This is a genomic window from Herbaspirillum huttiense (assembly GCF_004367745.1).
Classification (GTDB): Bacteria; Pseudomonadota; Gammaproteobacteria; order Burkholderiales; family Burkholderiaceae_D; genus Herbaspirillum; species Herbaspirillum huttiense.
The window spans coordinates 4604288-4626149 of sequence record NZ_CP037993.1 but is presented as its reverse complement, the minus strand read 5'-3'; the positions used below and the strand labels follow the sequence as shown (position 1 = coordinate 4626149).

At 57.6% G+C, this 21862-nt stretch carries 14 protein-coding genes; 8 read left to right on the top strand and 6 right to left on the bottom strand.

The annotated features are described in order from the left end of the window. Nucleotides 1-12: 12 nt before the first annotated feature. Nucleotides 13-1668: a methyl-accepting chemotaxis protein gene (locus tag E2K99_RS20635; protein WP_134223402.1), complete on the top strand. Its 1656-nt coding sequence runs from the start codon at nt 13-15 to the stop codon at nt 1666-1668. 86 nt (nt 1669-1754) lie between these two features. Here the strand turns inward: E2K99_RS20635 and E2K99_RS20630 are convergent, their stop codons facing one another. From E2K99_RS20630 to E2K99_RS20620, 3 genes are all read right to left on the bottom strand, one after another. After that, nucleotides 1755-2522, bottom strand: a complete 768-nt coding sequence (locus E2K99_RS20630; protein WP_134223401.1) for a phytanoyl-CoA dioxygenase family protein — start codon at nt 2520-2522, stop codon at nt 1755-1757. Between the two features lie 163 nt (nt 2523-2685). Continuing rightward, nucleotides 2686-5553, bottom strand: a complete 2868-nt coding sequence (gene uvrA, locus E2K99_RS20625; RefSeq protein WP_134223400.1) for an excinuclease ABC subunit UvrA — start codon at nt 5551-5553, stop codon at nt 2686-2688. Between the two features lie 328 nt (nt 5554-5881). Beyond that, entirely contained in the window at nt 5882-7636 is a 1755-nt protein-coding gene (locus E2K99_RS20620; protein WP_134223399.1) for an ArnT family glycosyltransferase, read from the bottom strand. A gap of 539 nt (nt 7637-8175) precedes the next feature. Here E2K99_RS20620 and E2K99_RS20615 point away from each other — a divergent pair. The 6 genes from E2K99_RS20615 to E2K99_RS20590 all read left to right on the top strand — a co-directional run bounded on the left by E2K99_RS20615 (nt 8176) and on the right by E2K99_RS20590 (nt 15411). After that, nucleotides 8176-9417 carry an MFS transporter gene (locus tag E2K99_RS20615; protein WP_084319844.1) on the top strand — a complete coding sequence of 414 codons (1242 nt, stop codon included), beginning with the start codon at nt 8176-8178 and terminating at the stop codon, nt 9415-9417. 18 nt (nt 9418-9435) lie between these two features. After that, nucleotides 9436-9966, top strand: a complete 531-nt coding sequence (gene ssb, locus E2K99_RS20610; protein WP_121045793.1) for a single-stranded DNA-binding protein — start codon at nt 9436-9438, stop codon at nt 9964-9966. A 509-nt stretch (nt 9967-10475) separates the two neighbouring features. After that, nucleotides 10476-11366 (top strand): tyrosine-type recombinase/integrase, encoded by an 891-nt coding sequence (locus E2K99_RS20605; protein WP_166675093.1) that lies wholly within the window; start codon nt 10476-10478, stop codon nt 11364-11366. Continuing rightward, nucleotides 11363-12955, top strand: a complete 1593-nt coding sequence (locus tag E2K99_RS20600; protein ID WP_134223397.1) for a site-specific integrase — start codon at nt 11363-11365, stop codon at nt 12953-12955. The genes E2K99_RS20605 and E2K99_RS20600 overlap by 4 nt, the downstream gene beginning before the upstream one ends. 55 nt (nt 12956-13010) lie before the next feature. Then, the gene (locus tag E2K99_RS20595) at nt 13011-14945 is read left to right on the top strand and encodes an integrase (RefSeq protein ID WP_134223396.1); all 1935 of its coding nucleotides are present in this window, start codon (nt 13011-13013) and stop codon (nt 14943-14945) included. Next, on the top strand, nt 14923-15411 hold the full coding sequence (locus tag E2K99_RS20590) for a protein kinase (RefSeq protein ID WP_134223395.1): 489 nt from the start codon (nt 14923-14925) through the stop codon (nt 15409-15411). The genes E2K99_RS20595 and E2K99_RS20590 overlap by 23 nt, the downstream gene beginning before the upstream one ends. A 562-nt stretch (nt 15412-15973) precedes the next feature. Here E2K99_RS20590 and E2K99_RS20585 read toward each other — a convergent pair. Further along, nucleotides 15974-17434, bottom strand: coding sequence for a carbohydrate porin (locus E2K99_RS20585; RefSeq protein ID WP_134223394.1), 1461 nt, complete (start codon nt 17432-17434; stop codon nt 15974-15976). 249 nt (nt 17435-17683) lie between these two features. On the opposite strand from E2K99_RS20585, the gene E2K99_RS20580 reads away from it, so the two are divergent. Next, a complete protein-coding gene (locus E2K99_RS20580) occupies nt 17684-20626 on the top strand; it encodes a Tn3 family transposase (protein ID WP_134223393.1) in 2943 nt (980 codons plus the stop codon). Between the two features lie 48 nt (nt 20627-20674). On the opposite strand, the gene E2K99_RS26265 is transcribed toward E2K99_RS20580, so the two are convergent. Then, nucleotides 20675-21004 carry a four-helix bundle copper-binding protein gene (locus E2K99_RS26265; protein ID WP_134223392.1) on the bottom strand — a complete coding sequence of 110 codons (330 nt, stop codon included), beginning with the start codon at nt 21002-21004 and terminating at the stop codon, nt 20675-20677. A 94-nt stretch (nt 21005-21098) separates the two neighbouring features. Then, nucleotides 21099-21710 (bottom strand): DUF305 domain-containing protein, encoded by a 612-nt coding sequence (locus E2K99_RS20570; RefSeq protein WP_166675092.1) that lies wholly within the window; start codon nt 21708-21710, stop codon nt 21099-21101. Nucleotides 21711-21862 lie beyond the last annotated feature (152 nt).

The window sequence follows — 21862 nt, the reverse complement described above, 5'->3', positions numbered from 1 at the left end:
TCCGGGAGGAACATGTTCAGCAAATTAACCATCAGGGCACGCCTGATTTTCGTCATCAGCTTTCTGGCGCTGATGCTGGTCGGCTCAGGCGTATTGGGCCTGGTCGGATTGCGTTCGACCAATGCGCAGATGCGCTCGCTCTATGAAGACCGCCTGGTCGCCTTCTCCCAGCTGGAGCGCATGTCGGCGGCGCTGGATGCGGCGCGCAATGGGATCTCCACCTCCATCGTCGGCGACTCCGGTGACATCGATGCCAACATGGACCGGATCGAGAAGGCCATCAAGGCCAACGACGCCATCGTCAAGCAATACCAGGACACCCAGCTCACCAGCGATGAACGCGTGCTGCTGGACAAGCTCATTCCCCAGCGCCAGAAGTTCGTCACCGATGGCATCAAGCCGGCGGCCGAAGCCTTGCGCAATCGCGACTTCCAGGGCGCCATCGAACTGTATGGCGGCGTCATGCTCAAGCTCTATGCCGATGCCCACACCACGCTGGCGCAACTGATGGACCTGCAGCGCACGGTCGGCCGCGAGCTGCACGAACAGGCGCAGCAGCGTTACCAGACCCTGCTGGTGGTGATGGGCGTGGCCATGGCGGCGGGTTTGTTCGTGGCGCTGCTGATGGGCGTGCTGCTGGTGCGGGCGATTTCGCGTCCGCTGCAGCGTGCGGTCACCGTGGCCCAGGCCGTGGCTGCCGGTGATCTTACCCAGCAGATCGACGTCCACAGCCAGGATGAAACCGGCCAGCTGATGCAGGCGCTGCGGCAGATGAATGACAACCTTCAGGGCATCGTCGGCCAGGTGCGCCTGAGCACGGATACCATTGCCACCGCTTCCAGCGAAATCGCGCATGGCAACCTCGATCTCTCCTCGCGCACCGAGCAGCAGGCCGGGGCGCTCGAAGAAACCGCCTCCGCCATGGAACAACTGACGTCCACCGTGCGCCACAATGCCGACAGCGCGCAGCAAGCCAAGGAGCTGGCGCACTCCGCTTCCGAAGTGGCGGTGCGCGGGGGCGAGGTGGTGCGCCAGGTGGTCGATACCATGAGTTCCATCAATCAATCTTCCAGCAAGATCGTCGACATCATCAGCGTGATCGATGGCATCGCCTTCCAGACCAACATCCTTGCCCTGAACGCCGCAGTGGAAGCGGCGCGCGCGGGTGAGCAGGGACGGGGCTTCGCCGTGGTGGCGTCGGAAGTGCGTTCACTGGCACAGCGTTCTGCGGCCGCCGCCAAGGAGATCAAGGTCCTGATCGATGATTCGGTCACGCGGGTGGGGACCGGCAGTGCCCTGGTGGCACAGGCCGGACAGACCATCGACGAAGTGGTCAGAAGCGTGCAGCGCGTGAGCGAGGTGGTCACCGACATCAGTGCGGCCGGGCAGGAGCAGAGCCAGGGTATCGAGGAGGTCAACAACGCCATCACGCAGATGGATGAAACCACGCAGCAGAACGCCGCATTGGTGGAACAGGCCGCAGCCGCCGCACAGTCCATGCAGGAACAGGCGGCACGCCTGTCGGAAGCGGTCAGCGTGTTCCGGCTCGGCGGCACTGCCGTCGCCGGCGTACCGGCAGCCCAGGCGCTGTCCGCGCGTGCAACTGTTACGGTGGCTGTACCGGCATCAGCGGCCTTGCCGGGCAAGGGTGGCTTGCTGCTTCACTGACACCGCAAGTCACCGCGTCTTTCCGTACCGGTACGGTCGCTTCGACCTTGCCGGTACAGTGATCCGCCCCCAGCCAGTACAGTCGGTCAAGTGTCCAGGGCCACATCCTCGGACGCAGCCGAACGGGTACCGGGCAGGGGCGGATTGCTTTTGCCGTGATAGGCGAACACGGCCGAGCACTTGACCTGTTCACTGTCGTTGCGGCCGGCGGCATGGAACAGGCCGCTGTGGAACAGCACCACGACGCCCGGCGCCATTGACAGCGCAATGCCCTGCGCAAACAGGGCCTGGTTGGCGGCCACATCGGGGCGCAGGAAATCCAGTTCATCCATCTGTTCCGGCTGCAGCTTGAGCTTGTGCGAGCCGGGGATGAATTTGAGCGCGCCGTTCTCCGGCGTTTCCGCACCCAGCGCCAGCCATACCGAAATCAGTTCATTGCGCGGGAAGGACCAGTAGCGGATGTCGCGGTGCCAGCCGGTGGCGGTGCCGAAGGCCGGGTGCTTGGTCATGATGCAGTTGTGATGCGCCAGCGTGAGGCAGACCGGTTCCTCGAACAACTGGTGCAGCATGGCCACCAGTTGTTGATCGGCGGCCCATTCGCGATACACCGGATCGCGCTGCCAGGCTGCCCGCAGGCGCCGCGCGGTGCGGCCTCCTTCGGCCTCCAGCGAAACGGGAGCGCCTTCGTAGCCGACCTCGGCTTCGTATTCCAGCGGTGCGACAGCACGTTGCAGGTGATCGTGCGTGACGGCGAGCAGGCGTTCGCGCAGGGCGTCAGGGACCATGCCCTTGAGCAGGAGATAGCCCTGTTCGCGGAAGAAGGCGACCTGGGCGGGTGACAGCGGGTTCGACATGATGGACTTTCGGGGTTGCACGGCAACCCGTCCATGGCGGACGGGCGAGCCTTCATTGTGCGCCGGATGGCGGCCAGGTGCATGACTGTATGCCATGGCCAGCGCAGCGCAAGATACAGATGGGCAGCAATTCTGTATCGTTTGCGCGCGCGCAAGTCCGGACTTATTTTTCTTGCTTCGACTTCTTCTTCAGCAGCGGACCCAGGTACTTGCCGGTGACGCTGGCCGGATTCTTGGCCACGTCCTCGGGCGTACCGGCCGCCACGATGCGGCCACCGCCGGCACCGCCTTCGGGACCGAGATCGATGATCCAGTCGGCGGTCTTGATGACGTCCAGGTTGTGCTCGATGATGGTCACCGTATTGCCCTGGTCGCGCAGGCGATGGATCACCTTGAGCAGCAGGTCGATATCGTGGAAGTGCAGACCGGTGGTCGGCTCATCCAGGATGTAGAGCGTGCGGCCGGTATCGCGCTTGGACAATTCCAGCGACAGCTTCACGCGCTGCGCCTCGCCGCCCGAGAGGGTGGTGGCGCTCTGGCCCAGCTTGATATAGCCCAGGCCCACATCGAGCAGGGTCTGCAGCTTGCGCGCGATCAGCGGCACGGGTTTGAAGAACTCGTGCGCGTCTTCCACCGTCATGTCCAGGATCTCGGTGATGTTCTTGCCCTTGTACTGCACTTCCAGCGTTTCACGGTTGTAGCGCTTGCCGTGGCAGACATCGCAGGGCACATACACGTCCGGCAGGAAGTGCATTTCCACCTTGATGACGCCATCGCCCTGGCAGGCTTCGCAGCGGCCGCCCTTGACGTTGAAGGAGAAGCGTCCGGCGCTGTAGCCGCGTTCCTTGGCCATCGGCACGGTGGCGAACAGGTCGCGGATCGGCGTGAACAGGCCGGTGTAGGTGGCGGGGTTGGAGCGCGGCGTGCGGCCGATCGGTGCCTGGTCCACCGCGATCACCTTGTCGAAGTGTTCCAGTCCGCCGATGGCTTCGTGCTCGGCCGGTTCGGTTTGTGAACCGTACAGGTGGCGTGCCGCCGACAGGTACAGCGTGTCGTTGACCAGGGTCGACTTGCCCGAACCGGAGACCCCGGTCACGCAGGTCAGCAGGCCCACCGGCAGTTCCAGGTCCACATTCTTGAGGTTGTTGCCGGTGGCGCCCGTGATGGTCAGCATGCGCGATTCATCGCAGGGCGTGCGCTTCTTGGGCACGGCGATTTCCAGCGAGCCGTTCAGGTACTTGGCGGTCAGCGACTTCTTGTTCTTGAGGATGTCCGGCAGCGAACCATGGGCGATCACGTCACCGCCATGCACGCCCGCGCCGATGCCCATGTCGACCACGTAGTCGGCAGTGCGGATGGCGTCTTCATCATGCTCCACCACCAGCACGGTGTTGCCGATGTCGCGCAAATGCTTGAGGGTATCGATCAGGCGGTCGTTGTCGCGCTGGTGCAGGCCGATGGAAGGTTCATCCAGCACATACATCACGCCGGTCAGGCCCGAACCGATCTGCGAAGCCAGGCGGATGCGCTGGGCTTCGCCGCCCGAGAGCGTATCGGCGCTGCGTTCCAGCGAGAGATAGTCCAGGCCGACGTTGTTGAGGAAGGTCAGGCGCGAGACGATTTCCTTGATGATGCGATCGGCGATTTCCTTCTTGGCACCGGTCAGCTTCAGGGTCTCGAAGAAAGACAGGGTCTCGCGCAGCGGCGTGGCAGCGACTTCGTAGATGGCACGCTGCTGCTTGCCGCTACCCACCTTCACATAGCGCGCTTCCACCCGCAGGCGGGCGCCGTGGCAGGACGGGCATTGCTTCTCGTTGATGAACTTGGCCAGTTCTTCCTTGACCGCCATCGAATCGGTTTCGCGATAGCGGCGCTGCAGGTTGTTGACCACGCCTTCGAAGGTGTGCTCCTTGACCACCGTGCGGCCACGCTCGTTGACGTAGGCGAACGGAATGGTCTGGCGGCCCGAACCGTAGAGCACCGCTTGCTGTGCCTTGTCGTCGAGCTGCTCGAAGGGCACATCGAGGTCGAAGCCGTAGTAGGCGGCGATGCTGGTCAACATCTGGAAGTAGAACTGGTTGCGGCGATCCCAGCCCTTGATCGCGCCCGAGGCCAGCGACAAATTGGGGAAAGCCACGATGCGCTTGGGATCGAAGAACTCGATGTGGCCCAGGCCATCGCATTCCGGGCAGGCACCCATCGGGTTGTTGAAGGAGAACAGGCGCGGCTCCAGCTCCTGCAGCGAATAGCCGCAGATGGGGCAGGCGAACTTGTTGGAATACAGGTGTTCCTTGCCGCTGTCCATTTCCAGCGCAATGGCGCGGCCATCGGCCAGGCGCAGCGCGGTTTCGAAGCTTTCGGCCAGACGCTGCTTGATCTCCGCCTTGACCTTGACGCGGTCGATGACGACGTCGATGGTGTGCTTCTCGGTCTTCTTCAGCTTGGGCAGGTCATCGACCTCGTAGACCTTGGCCGACCCGGTGCCGCTCTGGATGCGGAAGCGCACGAAGCCCTGGGCCTGCATCTCCTCGAACAGGTCGGCGTGCTCGCCCTTGCGGTTGGCCACCACGGGGGCCATGATCATCAGCTTGGTGTCTTCCGGCAGCGCCAGGACGGCATCGACCATCTGCGAGACCGATTGCGCCTCCAGCGGATGCTCGGGGTGGTCCGGGCAATAGGGCGTACCGACGCGGGCGTACAGCAGGCGCAGGTAGTCGTGGATCTCGGTGACGGTACCGACGGTGGAGCGCGGGTTGTGCGACGTCGCCTTCTGTTCGATCGAGATGGCCGGGGACAGGCCTTCGATCATGTCGACATCGGGCTTTTCCATCAGCTGCAGGAACTGGCGCGCGTAGGCCGACAGCGACTCCACGTAGCGGCGCTGCCCCTCGGCATACAAGGTATCGAAGGCCAGCGACGACTTGCCCGAACCGGACAGGCCAGTAATGACGATGAGCTTGTTGCGGGGGAGGTCTAGGTTGATATTCTTGAGATTGTGCGTACGTGCGCCGCGAATGCGAATTTCTTCCATGGATGCCTTCAGCTAGGGGTTGCCTGCCCCCGCGTGCGATCAGCCGATGAGCGATCACGCATTGTGCGGAGCAGCGATGGGGACAACATGTAACTATAACAGGACTGCGAATGGCCGGCAGGCGGGGCTGCAGCGGCAGATGACCCATGTGGGCATGCATCGCCAAATTGAAAGCGCGGCCGTGGAGAAAGCCATGGCCTTGCAGCGCAAATGCCGCAGGAAATCGTCTGCGCGGCGGATCCGGTGCAGGGATTGCTGATGAATGATGAAGCAGACAAGAAAAAGCCGGCGCGTGGCCGGCAGTTTCTTGTCATGCAACAGCTTGCCCTCAGTGGGCGCGTTCGTAGATCTTGAACAACTGTCCTTCGTCGCCATCGCGGCGGCCTTCCCAGAACAGGGTCCAGTGACCATGTGGACGCTTGCCGGCGTCGGGCATCTCCTGGATCAGCCAGCGGCATGCGGTGTGGCGGCCGCCGTCGATGGGCTGGTGCAGGATGCCGGTGTAGTAATAAAGCATCGGGGCTTCCGATTCGCCCAGTGCCTGGCTGGCCATGCAATCGCCCTCTTGCCAGGCCGGACCGATCTTGGCCTGGAGGTCGGCGTAGACATATTCATAACTCTTGCCGTAATCGGCCCAGGGCAGGAGCAATGTGAAAGCCAGGCCCCACATCAGGGTGATCCCGCCAAACCACGAGAACGCGCCACGCCACTGGCCGGCACGGCTCAGCAGGCCCAGCGAGGCGATCCACAGGATGCTCATGGCGCCCGCGGCCAGCACGGCCAGCGGCTGGATCGGCGTCACGAAGCTCAGCGGCAGCCACTTGCCCATGAACGCGATGGGCTGGTGCTGGTCGGCCGGCCAGGTGGAGACGATGTAGGTCGCCCAGATCCCCACGGCCAGCGCCCCGAAGGCCAGGCGCGAGAACCAGTCCCACGCCAGGTTGGCCAGCGCCGGCAGGCGCGGCAGGGCGCGCGCGCCCAGCATTACCAGCGGCAGCAGTACCGGCAGCAGATAGAGCTGGCGGGCAGTGGCGGAGCTCTGCAGCACGGCCAGGCTGATGGCACCAAAGGCCAGCGGCAGCGCCACCTTGCTGGTGCCGACCTGACGCCAGTCGCCGCTGCCCAGCGCCACCAGCGCCAGTACCGAGCCAGGCAGGGCAAAGCCGCCCAGGGCGCGCAGGATCACGGTGTGGTCGTTGTCCGAGCCCAGCTTCTTGACCGAGAAGCCGAAGAAGCGGCCGACGTTGTTGTCCCAGAACCATTCCATGAACAAGGGCATGGAGTGCTGGGCCAGCAGCGCCGGCCAGATCACGAAGAAGGGCAGCGAGACCAGCACGGCGGTGCCGACCATCTTCCAGTACGAGCGCGAGCGGCAGGCCGGCACCATCACGCCGACGGCCATCGCCGTGGCGGCGAAGGTGAGCGGCACGAACAGGCCCTTGGTCATCTCGGTGATGCCCACCCCCAGGCCGAACCAGAAGGCCGCGCTCCACGCGGGCGTGCGGCGCTCCTCGTTGAGGGCGATGGCCAGCAGGCCGTAGGTGGCCATGACGCCGCCGGTGACCAGGGCGACGTCGGTGAACATGTCGTGGGCGTGCTTGACCATGCCCGGCGACCCGGCGAACAGGGCCAGGGTAGCCAGTACCGGCAGGCTCATCAGGCTGCGCTGGCCCCACATCATCTTGGCAATCCTGGCCACGAACACCAGCGTGACCAGGTTGTAGAACACGCTGGCCAGCCGCGCGCCCTCGTGATACGGCAGCAGCGGATAGGCCAGCTTGGCCAGCAACGCGGCGGTCCAGTAGTACAGCGGCGGCTTTTCCATGAAGGGCTGGCCGGCATTGGTGGGAACCAGGTACTCGCCGGAGACCAGCATGTGATGGATCATGCCGAAGGTATAGGTCTCATCCTGTTTCCAGGGACCATGGCCGAACACGCCCGGCAGCAGCCAGGCGGCACCGGCCAGGATCAGCAGCAGCCAGGCCAGACGGGCGGGCAGGGCTTGCCCGCCGGCAGCAGAGACCGGTTGCGCAGAGCGGGAAGTGCTCGTCTTGCCTTCGTTGAGCGAATCAAATAGGAACATGCTGAATATACGGATGCGAGCGGCCTGCGCCGCCAGCGCAACAAACAAAAAACGGAAAAAATCTGAAAACCGGAGGACCTCGAGGATGCGCACGACACCAGCGTGCCGCCACATGCGTGACACCACTTAGCCTGTTCGCCATCCTCTGCGTCCGGGTTCTCCCCCCCATTACGCGTGATTGCCTTCTTTTTCTTGGCGAAGTTTATGGCCGGGCTGAAATCTTCCGTTCAGGAAGGGGCGGCTGTTATGAGCACTGCAGAAAAAATGAGCAATGCGCTATTTTGGCATAAGGTATGCCTAACATGACAGGTTTGTCAGGAATGTTGTGAAGTTTCGCGACACTCCCGTCCCGTTGGTACCAGCCGGCGGGTCCGCCGAAGTTGACCCAGGACATGGAAGTGCCTCAATCCTGCGGGCCGGGAGTGCAGGCGCTGGGCGGTGCTGCCGGTCAGCCGGACTATCCTGTTACCATACGGCTTTTGCCCCGGCCGGGTTTTACTTGCAGGGCCGGGCAGTCGCCAACGCCAGTCACGAACCGTATGTCCCACCACTCCCGTTCCACCGCACAGCCTGAAAAATCCGGCATGTCGCGCGCCGAGGTGCGCGCCAGCGTTTCCCTTGCCTCCATTTTTTCCCTGCGCATGCTGGGCCTGTTCCTGGTGCTGCCGGTGTTCGCAGTGCACGCCCACAGCCTGCCCGGCGGTGACAGCGACACCCTGGTCGGCATCGCCCTGGGCATCTACGGCCTGGCGCAGGCGTTCGGCCAGATTCCCTACGGCATCGCTTCCGACCGCTACGGGCGCAAGCGCATCATCGTCATCGGGCTGCTGCTGTTTGCGCTGGGTTCCTTCGTGGCGGCCGCTGCCCACAGCGTGCTGTGGCTGCTGATCGGACGCGCGCTGCAGGGTTCGGGCGCGATTTCGGCGGCCATCACGGCCTTCATCGCCGATTCCACCCGGGAAGAACACCGCACCAAGGCCATGGCCATGGTCGGTGCCTCCATCGGCGTGACCTTCGCGGTGTCGATGGTGGCTTCGCCGCTGCTCTACAAGTCCATCGGCATGGGCGGCATCTTCGGCCTGACGGGCATCCTGTCGCTGATCGCCATCGCGGTGGTGGTGTGGGTGGTCCCGGCCGCACCGATGGTGGCGGCACGTCGCGTCTCGCTGTCCGAGGTGTTGCGCCATGCGGAGTTGTTGCGACTCAACTTTGGCGTGTTCACCCTGCATCTGACCCAGGTCGCCATGTTCATGGTGGTGCCGGCGGCCCTGGTGCAACTGGCCGGCATCCCGCTGGGCGAGCACTGGAAGATCTACCTGCCGGTGGTGCTCGCGTCCTTCGTGCTGATGCTGCCGCCGATCTTCGTGGCCGAGAAATATGGCCGCATGAAGCCGGTCTTCCTCGGGGCCATCGGGCTGATGCTGCTGGTGCAGCTGGGTTTCTGGGCGGTGCTGTCGCATCCGCTGGCGCAGGTGTGGATGCTGGTGGCGCTGCTGTTCCTGTTCTTCGTCGCCTTCAACATCCTGGAGGCGGCCCAGCCGTCGCTGGTGTCGCGCATCGCGCCGCCGGCTGCCAAGGGCGCGGCGCTGGGCGTCTACAACACCTTGCAGGCGCTGGGACTGTCTTGCGGCGGCGCCTTGGGGGGCTGGCTCAAACAAAATGTGGGGAATTCCGCCGTGTTTCTCTTGTCAGCCGTCCTCACGCTGACCTGGCTTATAATCGCGGCTAACATGAAAAACCTGCCGCGCCGCGCTGCGCAGGCGGCGGGTGCAACAGCCTAAACGTATTCAGGAGAAACAATGGCATCGGTCAACAAAGTCATCATCGTCGGCAATCTCGGGCGCGATCCGGAAACCCGCTACATGCCCAACGGCGAAGCCGTCACCAACATCGCCGTCGCCACGACCGAAAGCTGGAAGGACAAGAACACCGGCGAAAAGAAGGAGCTCACCGAATGGCACCGCATCACCTTCTACCGCAAGCTCGCTGAAATCGCCGGCCAGTACCTGAAGAAGGGCTCGCAGATCTACGTCGAAGGCCGCCTGCAGACCCGCAAGTGGCAGGACAAGGAAGGCGTCGAACGCTACACCACCGAAATCATCGCTGACACCATGCAGATGCTGGGCGGCCGCCAGGGTGCGGGCGGCGGTGGCGGTGGCATGGACGAAGGCGGCTACGGTGGCGGCGGCGGTGGCGGCAGCTACGGCGGCGGTGCTCCGCGCCAGAGCGCCGGCGGTGGCGCAGCAGGTGGCGGCGGTGCCCCGCGCCAGCAGCCGGCCCAGCGCCCGGCGCCGAACTTCTCGGACATGGACGACGATATTCCCTTCTAGAGTCCATAAGAGAAGTTTTGTAAAGCAGTAGATCAAAAAATTGCCGGTAACATACTGTTTTAAAAGAATAAATTTAGATTTTTTTAACCCCTCTCTCTGTTAAGGAGTGAGGGGTTTTTTCATGCCTGGTGAATTCGTAATGATAGGATTGTTGCAAATAGGAAATGCGAAAGATAGAAATGCATACAACCCACATTTTGTAACGCATGCCATTTACAGTAGAAATTATCGATCACGCATCAGGTGATCAGCTTCCTTTGCTCCTTGACTCGGACGGCCTGCCTGAGCCGCTTCCAAATGAGTTCATCCTGGGCCGTAGGCACTTGTCGCCAAATACAAGCACTCGGAACTTGAGGGAGATCGCTGTGTTTTGGCGATGGCTGGAACGAGAGAAGATTCGGTTCACTGACTTGATCTCCGGAAAATATCCTCTAACGGAAGCTCACATATCTACAGGCCTGATAGATTTCTTGCGCCGGGAGCAGCATACGGGGAGGAAGGTTCGCAAGATGGCGATCAGCCCAGATACCTTCAACAAACGTCTAACGACCATACGGCAATTCGTCGAGTGGTGCTTCGACATGGAGATTAGTCAAGGCACCCATGTGGAATCGGATTACGAGAGGATGGTTGAAAGAAAGAGATTTATTCATCGCCAACTGAGTAGGCACTTTGTTGCTAGCCCCCCTGAGAACGTCGAGTTGAGAAAAGGCCTCACCGAGCGCCAATACCAATATCTGATTGAACTCCTGATTCCACCTGACGCGCCTCTGGAAACGAAATCTCAAGCAGTCGCATTCCGAAATTACATTTCGACCATGCTCATGCTGTACCACGGGCTTAGGCCTGGTGAGCTGCTCAGTCTTAGGATTGAAGACATCGAGTTTGGCGCAATTTCAGCGCTTCGTGTGCGGCGCCGGGCTCGAGATTCTAATGACAAGCGCGCAAAGCGACCCAGGATTAAGCGGGACGGACGGGTGCTTGATCTGAGAAGCGAGAACTTGGCCAAGCACCTCGATGATTACTTGATGAGGTGGCGTGAAATCTTATGCAGTACCGCTCAAACGGACTCTGAATATTTGATCGTGAGCGACGAGGGTATGCCTTTGTCACATCAGAGTGTGAACGAATTCTTTCGGCTGCTAAGAGAAAAGCATCCAGATTCCTTGCCTGTAAATCTCTCACCCAAATCACTTCGGCACACGTTTTCAAGCCGAATGGAGCGAGAGCTCCGGAGCATGGGGATGGATGAGGATCGCCGGCGCCAGGCACTAGCGTTTTTGCGTGGGGATCGCAATTTGTCTTCTCAAGATGTCTACATTCAACAAGAAATACGAGAGCAGGCTGACATTGCTCTGCGTAGCTATCAAAAAAACCTTCTTAGAAACAACGCAGAATGACTACGGCTGCTGATCGTCTCAACACAACTATTATCGAGTCACCTCAATGGCCTCAATTACCTCAGACAATTCTCTCAAGAGAGGGGTACGAGGTTGACGTCTCGGGAGACAGATGGCGGCTATTAATAGTAGGACGAACGCCGGAGCTCAACTTTTCACGAATCAAGAACCGAAGACTCGCGTGGGGTTTAAAAGCATATGTTATCGACCGTATTAAACATGTTTCCACCTCTGCCGGTGAAAATGCTTTTGAAGCGGCACTAAGGGATTTCCGCCTTGGTGAGGTTGAAGATGGGTTCGATCACGACGAGGAGCCAGACCTTCGTATGCCGTTCGCCATTTTCGTGAGTGAATTACTTTACGCAGCGAAGAGGGATCGTAAACTGTACAGATACTACCGAGCGATCCAGTGGTATATCTGGTGCGCTGAGCACTATCCAGAACTGGGATTCTGTCCAAATTACGCGATGGAGCTGGATTCGTGGAGCATACCCGGTGGCCCCAAAGGGGAGGCGGTTCGTAGCGAAGAGCTAACCGAGGGGCCTCTCCACCGAAAACTAGAACTGCCATTGATCATCGATGCTTTAAGAAATGATTCAAGCCAGCTCTTCTCCCATGTGCAACAACGCGCCGCAATGGCGCTCGCCTTGGCATTCGGCCGGAATCCGCTCAACCTCATTTATCTCTGGGAATCTGATTTTGAAGACTTAACCCCAGATGGCCCTGAACGTTGTTATGTTATTCATATGCCGCGTATTAAAAAACGGCTCCTGATGCCCAGACATGACAGAAAAACTGAGTACATGTCGCCGGAGCTTGCACGGCATGTTCTGTCTCTGATCAGTAGAAACAAACAGGTTGAAGTGGCTGTTGAAATAGATGGCAGAAAGAAACAGCTGAATCGGCCCTTGTTTCCTGCCAAGCAGGCTAACGAACACTTCTTAAAGCAGAACCGATACCAGGAAGCGTTTTACTCAAACAGCGCGGAGATATCAAATCTGCTCGCAGACTTTGTGAGCCGTCATAACATTATTTCTCCGCTGACTGGTGAGCCTCTAAGAATCACCACCCGCCGACTGCGTTACACCTTAGCTACCAATTTGGCTGCTGAGGGTATTAGCAAACAGGAGTTGGCCGTGGTCTTGGACCATACCGACACGCAGCATGTACAGGTCTATTTTGATGTTGCTGACCGCATGGTTACGCAGTTGGACAAAGCTGCGGCGCTGCACTTGTCAGAATATGTTTCGTATTTCAAGGGTGAATTCGGCGGGTCAAAAGATGATCCGGACAATGACACGGATAAGTCCCTCGTTTTCTATGATGGTGTAGCGCCCGTCACCAATGTGGACATAGGCCATTGTGGACAGACGAATCTTTGTCATTTGGACCCTCCTTATTCATGCTACCTCTGCCCAAAATTTCGTCCGTATGCCGACGCAGATCATGATTTTGTACTGGAGCGTCTTCTTTCAAACAGGCGGAACATGTTGAAAGGCGGCGAGCGGTCCCGTCTTGGGATTCAATTGGATGACGTAATTGCCGCTGTAGGCGAAGTAGTGAAACTGTGCGAGCAAGGCAGTGAGTAAAAGAAAACCAATCAAGAAAGTCCCAACCTTCTCTAGCGGTGAAAGAGATCTTGACTTGCGTGCATGGAAGCTCTATTCGCATGCCTGGCAAAAAAAAATACCTGGCCTGGAGAACGTCGGCAAGTGTGATCACGTGTGGAAGATCACTTCAGGACCACTATTAAAAGACTCGGGACGCAACGCCGAGTCAGCGACGTTAAATTTTAGTTTGCCGTCAAAACTAGGCGGAGGAAGACTGTGGGCGTGGCAGGCTCCTCAGTGGGAATATGTTGCCAAGGGCATCGTCAGGATGCGTATCATACGAAGCAATCAATCACTATCTAACCAGAGAAATTTCATATCGGCCGTTGGCTATGTTAAGCATGCTGCAGATTCCCTCGGGCTAGTAAAAGTTTCGTCATTGACCCCGGAAGCCCTGGAGCTTGCGTGCAGAAACATCTCTCATGACTATGCAGAGACCACAGCATACAACTTGCATAAAGCGGTACAAGAATTTGCCGCGTGGTGTGACGCAGATCAACTTTGTCATTGTCGATTTGAATTCAAATATAGCGGACTTAAGCGGCCTGAGCTTACAAACAGCATAGGCCATGTTAGGTTGGATGACGCCAAGGCGACGGAGGTTACAAGGGGCAATGCCCTTGAAGTGGAGGTGTACAAACTGATCGGTGAGCTGTACCGGCGAGTGCCACGTGAGCACAAGTATCGAACGTATATATTGATACTCACGTTGCTGTGTTGTCTCGGGCGCCGATATAGCGAGATTGCCACACTACCAAATATACCGATTCGGACCGACGATAATGGCAACGCGTATCTGATCTATTTTCCGCGCAAACAATCTGCCGGTGATTCCGAGGGGGCATATAGGAGACTGTATTTACCTACGGCAGTTGTAGATATAGTCTGTGCCGTCTATTTAGAGCTCGCAGATTCCTGCGCCGCGGCGCGATCGACGGCGGAGGAGTCATTTAAGACACATGATGTTGACATACGCTTTCTCGCGGATGTCGGAGACGACCAGCCGTTGTTTGCAGCAGATTTGGTGCGTTATGGCATCACACCGACGCTCCTTGCCGCTACCAGTGAATTCGCTCGTGATGGCCGAGTGCACGGTGGCCCTTCTCGGAGAACAGCCTGGACTACCAAAACAGAACTGCTTCCATATTTCCGAAAAAGCTTCTTTTTGGCCGGCAATATCGAATCAATCCATATTGATCAGTTTTTGCACGACTACTACTTGAAAGATCTACTGATCGTCCGCTACCGTGGCCTATCTACGGGTGCATACAGCAGATGGTCCGCCACGCTATGTACGCACTCGATGATGACTACATTCATGCGTAAGTTTCCAGAGTTGGCAGCCGAGTTCTCGTCGATTTCGGCCAACTTTGATTTTTCAAGTCATCAATTCAGACATACCTTAAACACCCTACTTGACGAAGGTGGTCTAAGCGATCTCATGCAAACCGAATGGTTTGGTCGATCTAATCCGCGAGACACAAAGGCATATCAGAATACGACACGGGAGAAGAGGGCGCTGATGCTGCGTCAGGAAATTTCAGAAAACAAGGTAGGCGGCAAGATCGTTGACGTATTGAAGTATGTACCCGTCTCGGTCAGGGACGCCTTTCTTGCCGCCCGAGTGAGCGCTGTTCACGATGTCGGCCCAGGGATGTGTATTCACAATTTCGCGCAAATACCTTGTGAACGACATCTTCAATGTACAGCGGACTGTGATGACTACGTCTGGAAGAAATCGGATGAGGGGAGAATCGAAGAGGTCAAGCGCCAATATGCATTGGCATACGCCACCAGAAAGAAAGCCGAGGAGCTGAGCCAGGGGGAACGGCCTAGAAGGAGTGCTGATTGGGTCGCCCACAATGACAAAAAGCTGAAGACCCTCGCCCAACAATTACTTGACTGCGGAATTGTTGATTTCAATCCTGAAGATTACTTGAAGAAAAATGGCTTCAACGAACAAGCATAAAAGAATATCTGTCTCGAACGCCGAGGCAATCTTGGCCGATCTCGCGAAATGGGCCGCAGGAGAAATAGGGGTAAAGCTCACCTGGGCCATCTTGGAAGAGCGTCACGTATTTAGCCGGCAGGCGTTACAAGCCAAGCCTGAAATTAAGGCCGCCTATCTCGTAGCTAAGAAGAATTTGGCTGGTGGACGTGCGGAGCTAAAGCGAGACTTAGCGGTTTCTGAGCTATCGAAGGATGCGCTTCTAGAGTTGAAATTCTTGAGAGAGCAGGTGAGAGAGTATGAACGCAAGGAAGCGTTGTGGAAGCGGAGGTGGCAACAGATTGCTTATCACGTCCGCGCGCGAGGCATGCAAATATCAAAAGTGGATGCTCCGATTCCTGAAGGAGTACTTCCACCATCAGAACGTGAGACTGCGGAGATTCTTCATCTGTTCAACAAAGAAATTCCCGCCTCTGGTCAGGTGTAGCGGCAGCGGATGAACTGGAAGGAAGCGTCACTTGAGTGTGTGGTCATAGCGGGTATATGAGGAGACGTAAGATGCCTGCTTATCTTTAACTCGCGAAACTAGTACACAGAAAATCGAGCGAACCTAACCCGAGTTCTCTTGTGCAGTTGATCCCGCGCATGAGATCCCGAACGATACCATCTCGTCACTTGATTACATGGTTGCCCGCAACTAGCAGCAGTGCTAAACGCGGTGTGATAAAATTTGTCTTAACCGCCTGGCAGTCCTCATCCCCGAAAGCGGTTCTAGTCGGCTGTCAAGTTTCAGGCAAAACGTAAGCGAAAGCCCGCCTCTGGCGGGCTTTCTCCATTTCTGGTCTCGTTTTTGCATCTTGCATTACTGAAAAAAATTGGGGCCGGCAAAGGTGACTTGACTCGATCCCTTCGATCCAGACGACCTTGCTCCAGACGCTTGGCCCACGGCGCCAGCGCAGAGTATTCCTGCACATTTCATTTATATCTGTAGAGTCGCTACTGGCCGAATACAGACATTGAAAGCGAACAGTCAAAAGGCATTTGACTTCTCAAAACGAAATATTGATGCGCGTGCCAAGCATGAAAATGTTCTTGACACGCTCCCCTGCAGCGTTAGGGTTGACTATGCTGGCGCCGGGATTAAACACATACTGCACGTCGGGTTGTATTTGCAGCCAAGGCGTCGCTTGATATTGGTACGACAGTTCAATAAATTTCTCGCTGCTGCGCACGGGGATTCGCACGCCGTTGATCGCATTGTTGTCGCTGTCTCTACCTGCAGCCTGGCTGCTGACATGCGCGTAGCCCGCGCCGAGTGCAAGCGTATCGTTCGGGCGATGCCGATTTGGGCCGCGAAAAACGACACCCATGTTCAGACTGGCATCGATTAGATTGCGATCCTTGAAGGGCGTCTTCATGAATCTCGCTAGAACCGAGATGCTGCGCTCTGGAGCTGAGCGATCGCGCCAGATCACCTGATCAGCGGCAATGTAGAAGGAAAAATTCCCTTTATGCTCGCGGGGAATGCCATTACTCGAAGGATCCGACAAGGAGCGGCCCGTTTCGTCAAAGCGCTGGTCATCGAATGAATGCGTGTTGTACCAGGCACCCAAGCGATAGGTCCAATCAGGAGTTGCCTTCTCCGCCTTTCCGGCGGGCGCCGACAACTGCATCTCCACGATTGACATCGTGCCTCGGCCTAACGGGAAATCCGTTCCATTGCGATTGCGCTTTTGTGGATCCCCCTCAGGGTTGGAGACTGGGGTAGCACTGAATACGCCGCCGAGTAAAGTCAGGCCATCAATAGGTTTGACGGACAGCCTCAGGCCCAGGGCCGCAAGTGGATAGGCAGCACCGCCAGCTGGCAGGTCGGCGGTTGGCAGCATTGGCCAGCCAAACATGGTGTTGATGAAATAGCCCGCATTCGTGTTGAGCATGAATTCCTGATCCAGGCTTTGCTGGCCAAGCTTGACGCCGAGGGCGCCATCCATCAGTTGCTGTTCGAACCAGGCTTCCCACAAGCGGGTCGCGCGATCAGCGTGAATCCCGCTGGCGGTCTGCAGGGTTTTCAAGTTGTCTTCGCTGAGATTTGTGCCATGGATTTGCAGCCCACTGAGGTAGATCTGGCCACCTGTCAGTCCGAAGGCTTTCTCCGTATCGATCTGCACCCCAAGCGTAGTGAGTCCGTTGTACTGGAAACCACGATGAACGCCTCCGCTCAGGTTGCCGAGATATTCGCTGGTTTCCTGAAGCGTCAGGGTGATGCCTCGGGATTTGAGGGCGGGGCGTAGCCCTCTCATATCTCCAAACAGCAGGTTGTCGAAATCGCCGGCAGCTCCGTTGTTTTCCGCTGTATCAGTGTCGTTACCGCGTGCGGTAACCGTATCGGAGCTAGCCCCCGACTTTTCCGCCGCATGAGTTTCTCCGCTTGCGGGCGTAGAAGCCAGCAAAAGTATGGCAAGCAGCAGACCTCGGCTCTGAGGCCTCTCTGTCGGAGATGTTGCTGTCAAGATAATGATGTTTCTCGTAATGACGTCTGGAGTGATCCTTCCAAACCGAATCGTCAATTTAACCCTCGCTTCTTTTTTCCTTGTGGGGGTTCCTTTGATCCGCGTGCAATAAGCGACGTTAGCGCAACCCAGTGTTTACGCGGGTTTCAGCGATGCGCAATGCAACAATCGCTTTAAAATCAGTCACTTACTGTTTGCCTTCCCGCCCGGGTATGATGGTGCCCATTGTTCTCTTCAGAGAGTTAAACAATGGACCATTGGCACGCTCCCTACCTCGGCTTGCGCCACATCCCGCCCGAACTGACTGAGTTTGAGCTGAACACGTTCTTCACGTTTTCTGCCAAAGAACAAACTCTGATTGAGGCGCGGCGCAACCACCTTTACCGTCTGGCGCTCGCCCTTCATCTTGGTTTTATCCGGATGACCGGCCGCACCCTTGATGCCTACAAGCAAGTTCCGAAGGTTTTGTGGAGCCATCTTGGCGAACAGTTATCCATCGCGCCGCCTGAAATCGGAACATTGCGCTCGCTCTACGAGACACGGCCGCGAACGTTGATCGACCATCAGCAACTGGCGCAGCAAGCGCTCGGTTTTTCATCGATGACCGAGCACCAGCGACGTTACCTGGTCCGCTGGCTCAAAGAGACATTAGTCGGCCGGCCGGACCCCTCGACGCTGCTCATGCAGGTTAAGGGTTGGTTGTATGAGCATCAGATTCTGATACCCCATGATCGTCAACTGAAGCGCGTGATAGCTGAGGCAATCCGCAGCCACGAAACATTCCTGGAGTCGACCTTGCTGTGCTGCTTAGGCGAGGCCAATGTTCAAGAGTGGAGCCGGCATCTTGCCGCGCCGGTTGGTGATCGGGCCAGTCTTCAGCAGTGGCTGTGGGCAGTTCCGGTGAAGCATTCAACGGTTCAGATGTCCGAATTGTTTGAGAAAATCGACCATCTGCATGGATTGCGAGTCCCCATCAGTTGGCCCTCCCAGATCAACGAAACGCTGGTTCGTCATTACGCACGGCGATGCGCCAACCGACCACCCTCCGTCAGTAAGCGCATTACATCTCAGTCCCGTAGGCTTGAAACCGCCTGCTTCATGCGCTATGCCCTTTGCTCGGCGACCGATCAGCTACTCGCCATGTTCCGCCGATGGGCAATTGAAGTTATAACAGAGGCTGGTAGACAGGTCGACGCCGGTCGACCTGATCTAAAAAGGCAGCTCTGCGGTTTTGCCGAGGCGGTGAGGCTGCTCGCCTTGAATACTGACACTCCGGCCGACGAATCACTGACCAAGATCGTGGAACTGGCTGACCAGGTGCTAAAGCAGCACGCGCCCAGCCGGCGTAGTTTAATCCGGCTGCAGCTTATGACCAAGAGCGCTCAGGCGCGTGCAATGTTGCATAAGCTCGTCGCACTGCCATTTGAGTCCGAGACGCAGCATCCCGTTGTGGACGCAATCAACGTGCTTCGCAACCTTTACGGCCCTGACGGTAACAGCGAGTTGCCAGTAGATGTCAATATTAAACTCGGTCGCGTATGGAGGGAGAATATTGAGGGCGAAGACCGTACCGAGGCGCTGCGAGCATTCGAATGGGCAACTATTTCCGCATTACGAATGGCGTTAAGAAATGGTTCTGTGTACGTTGATCACAGTTTCTCCTTTCGCAGTCGCGCTACATTGCTCATCCCTGAAGAGGAATGGAAGGCGAAGCGGAACCACTATTACGGCCACCTGGAGCTGCCGCAAGATCCCAAGGTCTTCTTGGCAAAGATTATCGACCACCTTGATGGCGGCCTTGATCGGCTGAAGGATGCTTATCTTCGCGGCGAGGTGCGCATTGAGGCAGGTGGCGTCCGCAATGAGGGTATCGTGGCTGAGGAAAGAGACCCGGCTTTAGATGCGCTGCGTCGCGCCATCTTTGATGATCGCCCAGTGGGTCAACTTCCCAAGATCATCCTGGATATCGACAGCGAGGTGCGGTTTTCCTGGCTGCTCTTGGGTAGGGAGCCTCGCTCGCGCAGCGAGTTACTTCTTGTTTATGCTGCTGTGTTGGCGCACGGAACCTCCTTGTCGGCAGCTGACATCTCCCGCATGATTCCTGAGCTCAAGGCCTCCGCGATCCGGCAGATGATGAAGGTGGTGGCCGATGAACGCAAGTTGCGTGAAGCGGCCGATGCGGTGCTAGCCTACATGCATCGACATCCTATCGCGGCGCACTGGGGAATTGGCGACTTGGCCTCCTCCGACATGATGAGTCTGGAGACAACCCGCACCGTGTGGCAAGCCCGAGCGGATCCACGTCGGCGTACTGCCTCCATCGGGATCTATACTCATGTGCGTGATCGCTGGGGCATTTTTTACGACCAGCCGATTTTGCTTAAAGAACGGCAAGTTGGTGCGGCCATCGAGGGGGTGGTGCGGCAAAACGGAACCGATGACGTCGCTCAGCTCGCTGTTGACACCCATGGCTACACCGATTTTGGCATTGCGGTGGCCAAAGGTCTGAAGTTTGATCTTTGTCCTGTCCTACAGCACATGCGGGACCGCTACTTGCACGTCCCCCGTGGACATATGGTGCCGGATGAAACGCTTCCAGTGGTCGCCGGGGACGTCGACCTCCTTGCGATCGAAGCTATCTACGACCAGTTTGTGCGGGTTGTCGCGTCCATCCGGAGTGGCCGGTGTACGGCCGTACAGGCTTTACAGCGCTTCGGTTCTGCAGCACGAGGCCAAGATGTATACGATGGTGGCGTTCAACTTGGGAGGCTGTTGCGCTCTATATTCCTAATAGACTATTTCACGAACCCAACATTCCGCCGAGAGTTGCGCCATGTTTTGAATCGAGGCGAAGCTGTACATGCGATTCAGCGCGCCGTCCACACCGGTAAAATCCCAACGGAACTTGCTAAGCGGCCAGAGTCCCTCGCTGCCGTATCCTCCAGCCTTTCACTACTGACCAATGTGCTGATGGCTTGGAACACGGCCCATATGCAACGCACCGTCGATCAATTTCAGAAGATCGGGGATGAAGCAATTGCACCTGAACTGCTGCGACGTATCGCGCCCACTAATTTGGAGGGGCTCAATCTGCGCGGAACGCTTGAGTTTCCGCTGGCAGAGTACGCTCTTCGCATTCTACCTAGTAGCGCTGAGGTGGTGCGCGCGTCGCTTCAGAAGCACATGCATTAAGCTGGCGCTACACGTCCGGCATATTGGTAGCCGGACGCGGCGAGCGATTTAGGCGGCCATTTGACTGCATGCTTCAGCGCAACGAGTGCAGGCTTGTGCGCAGTCCTGGCAGTGCTGGGCCTTGTGCTTGGCACACTCTTCAGCGCATGCCTTACAGATCCGCGCACACAGCGTGCAAACCTCTTGGGTGAACTCGCTGCCGCGGGCCATTAACGCAGCAGCGGTTCTGCAGATGGTGGCACAGTCGGCATCGGTGGCGATGCACCGAGCCATCATCTTCACATCCTCTTCTTGCAAACAGGCTGCCGCACATTGGTCGCAAGCTGCTGCACACGCATAGCAGGCCTCAATACAGGTACGAAAATCTTCATGTGACATTTCGATCTCCTTGATAGATGGGCAGTCCGACTGCCCGGATTGCGTTCTGGCGAATGCCAGATCCATGGCAAACAGGAAGCTAGGTGATCACTCATCAATGGACGGCCAGCTTCCATTCCTTTTTCCAGCGACTCATCGTGGAAATTTCTTCTTGTTGTTGTGAGATGACCTTCTTGGAGAAGGCAACAATTTCTGGGTGACGGGATTTCTTGATGGCGTCCTGCGCCATGGCGAGTGCCCCACGATGATGCTTGATCATCATGTCGAGGAACATGGCATCAAACTCATCGCCTTGACTCGACTGGAGCTTTTCCATCGACATACCTTTCATCGACTGCATCATGCCGGGCAGTTTCATGTTCACAGCACTCCCCTTATTGGGAAACCATTGCGACTTCCATTCGCGTAGTTGAGCAATCTCAGCACCTTGGTCATCAATGGTCTTCTTCGCCATTTGCTTTAGCTTATCGTGCGCACTGCGGCTATCGACTAGCTCGGCCATCTGGACAGCTTCCTCATGGTGCTTGGCCATGGTATCGAGAAATTGCTCGTCATATGAGTGAGACGAAGTCTTCATGGCGTCACCATGTTGAGGCTCAGCCGTCGCCTGACGCGGAGATACTTCGGCAGGCTGCGTTTGAGAAAATGCTGCTGCTGAGGCGAAGAAAGCTACCGTCGCTACGGCTACTTTGGATGAGATTCGCATATGGGCTCCATGGTTGGATAACTGAAAACTACTGACCATAGGAGCGCGTTCAAGCGTCGATGTTCATAAAATTCGCGCCTGAATTAAAAAGAATCCGGATGCATTGGTCACTACAACGGTGATTGGACGTGATCTCCGGTGGGTCTTGGAAG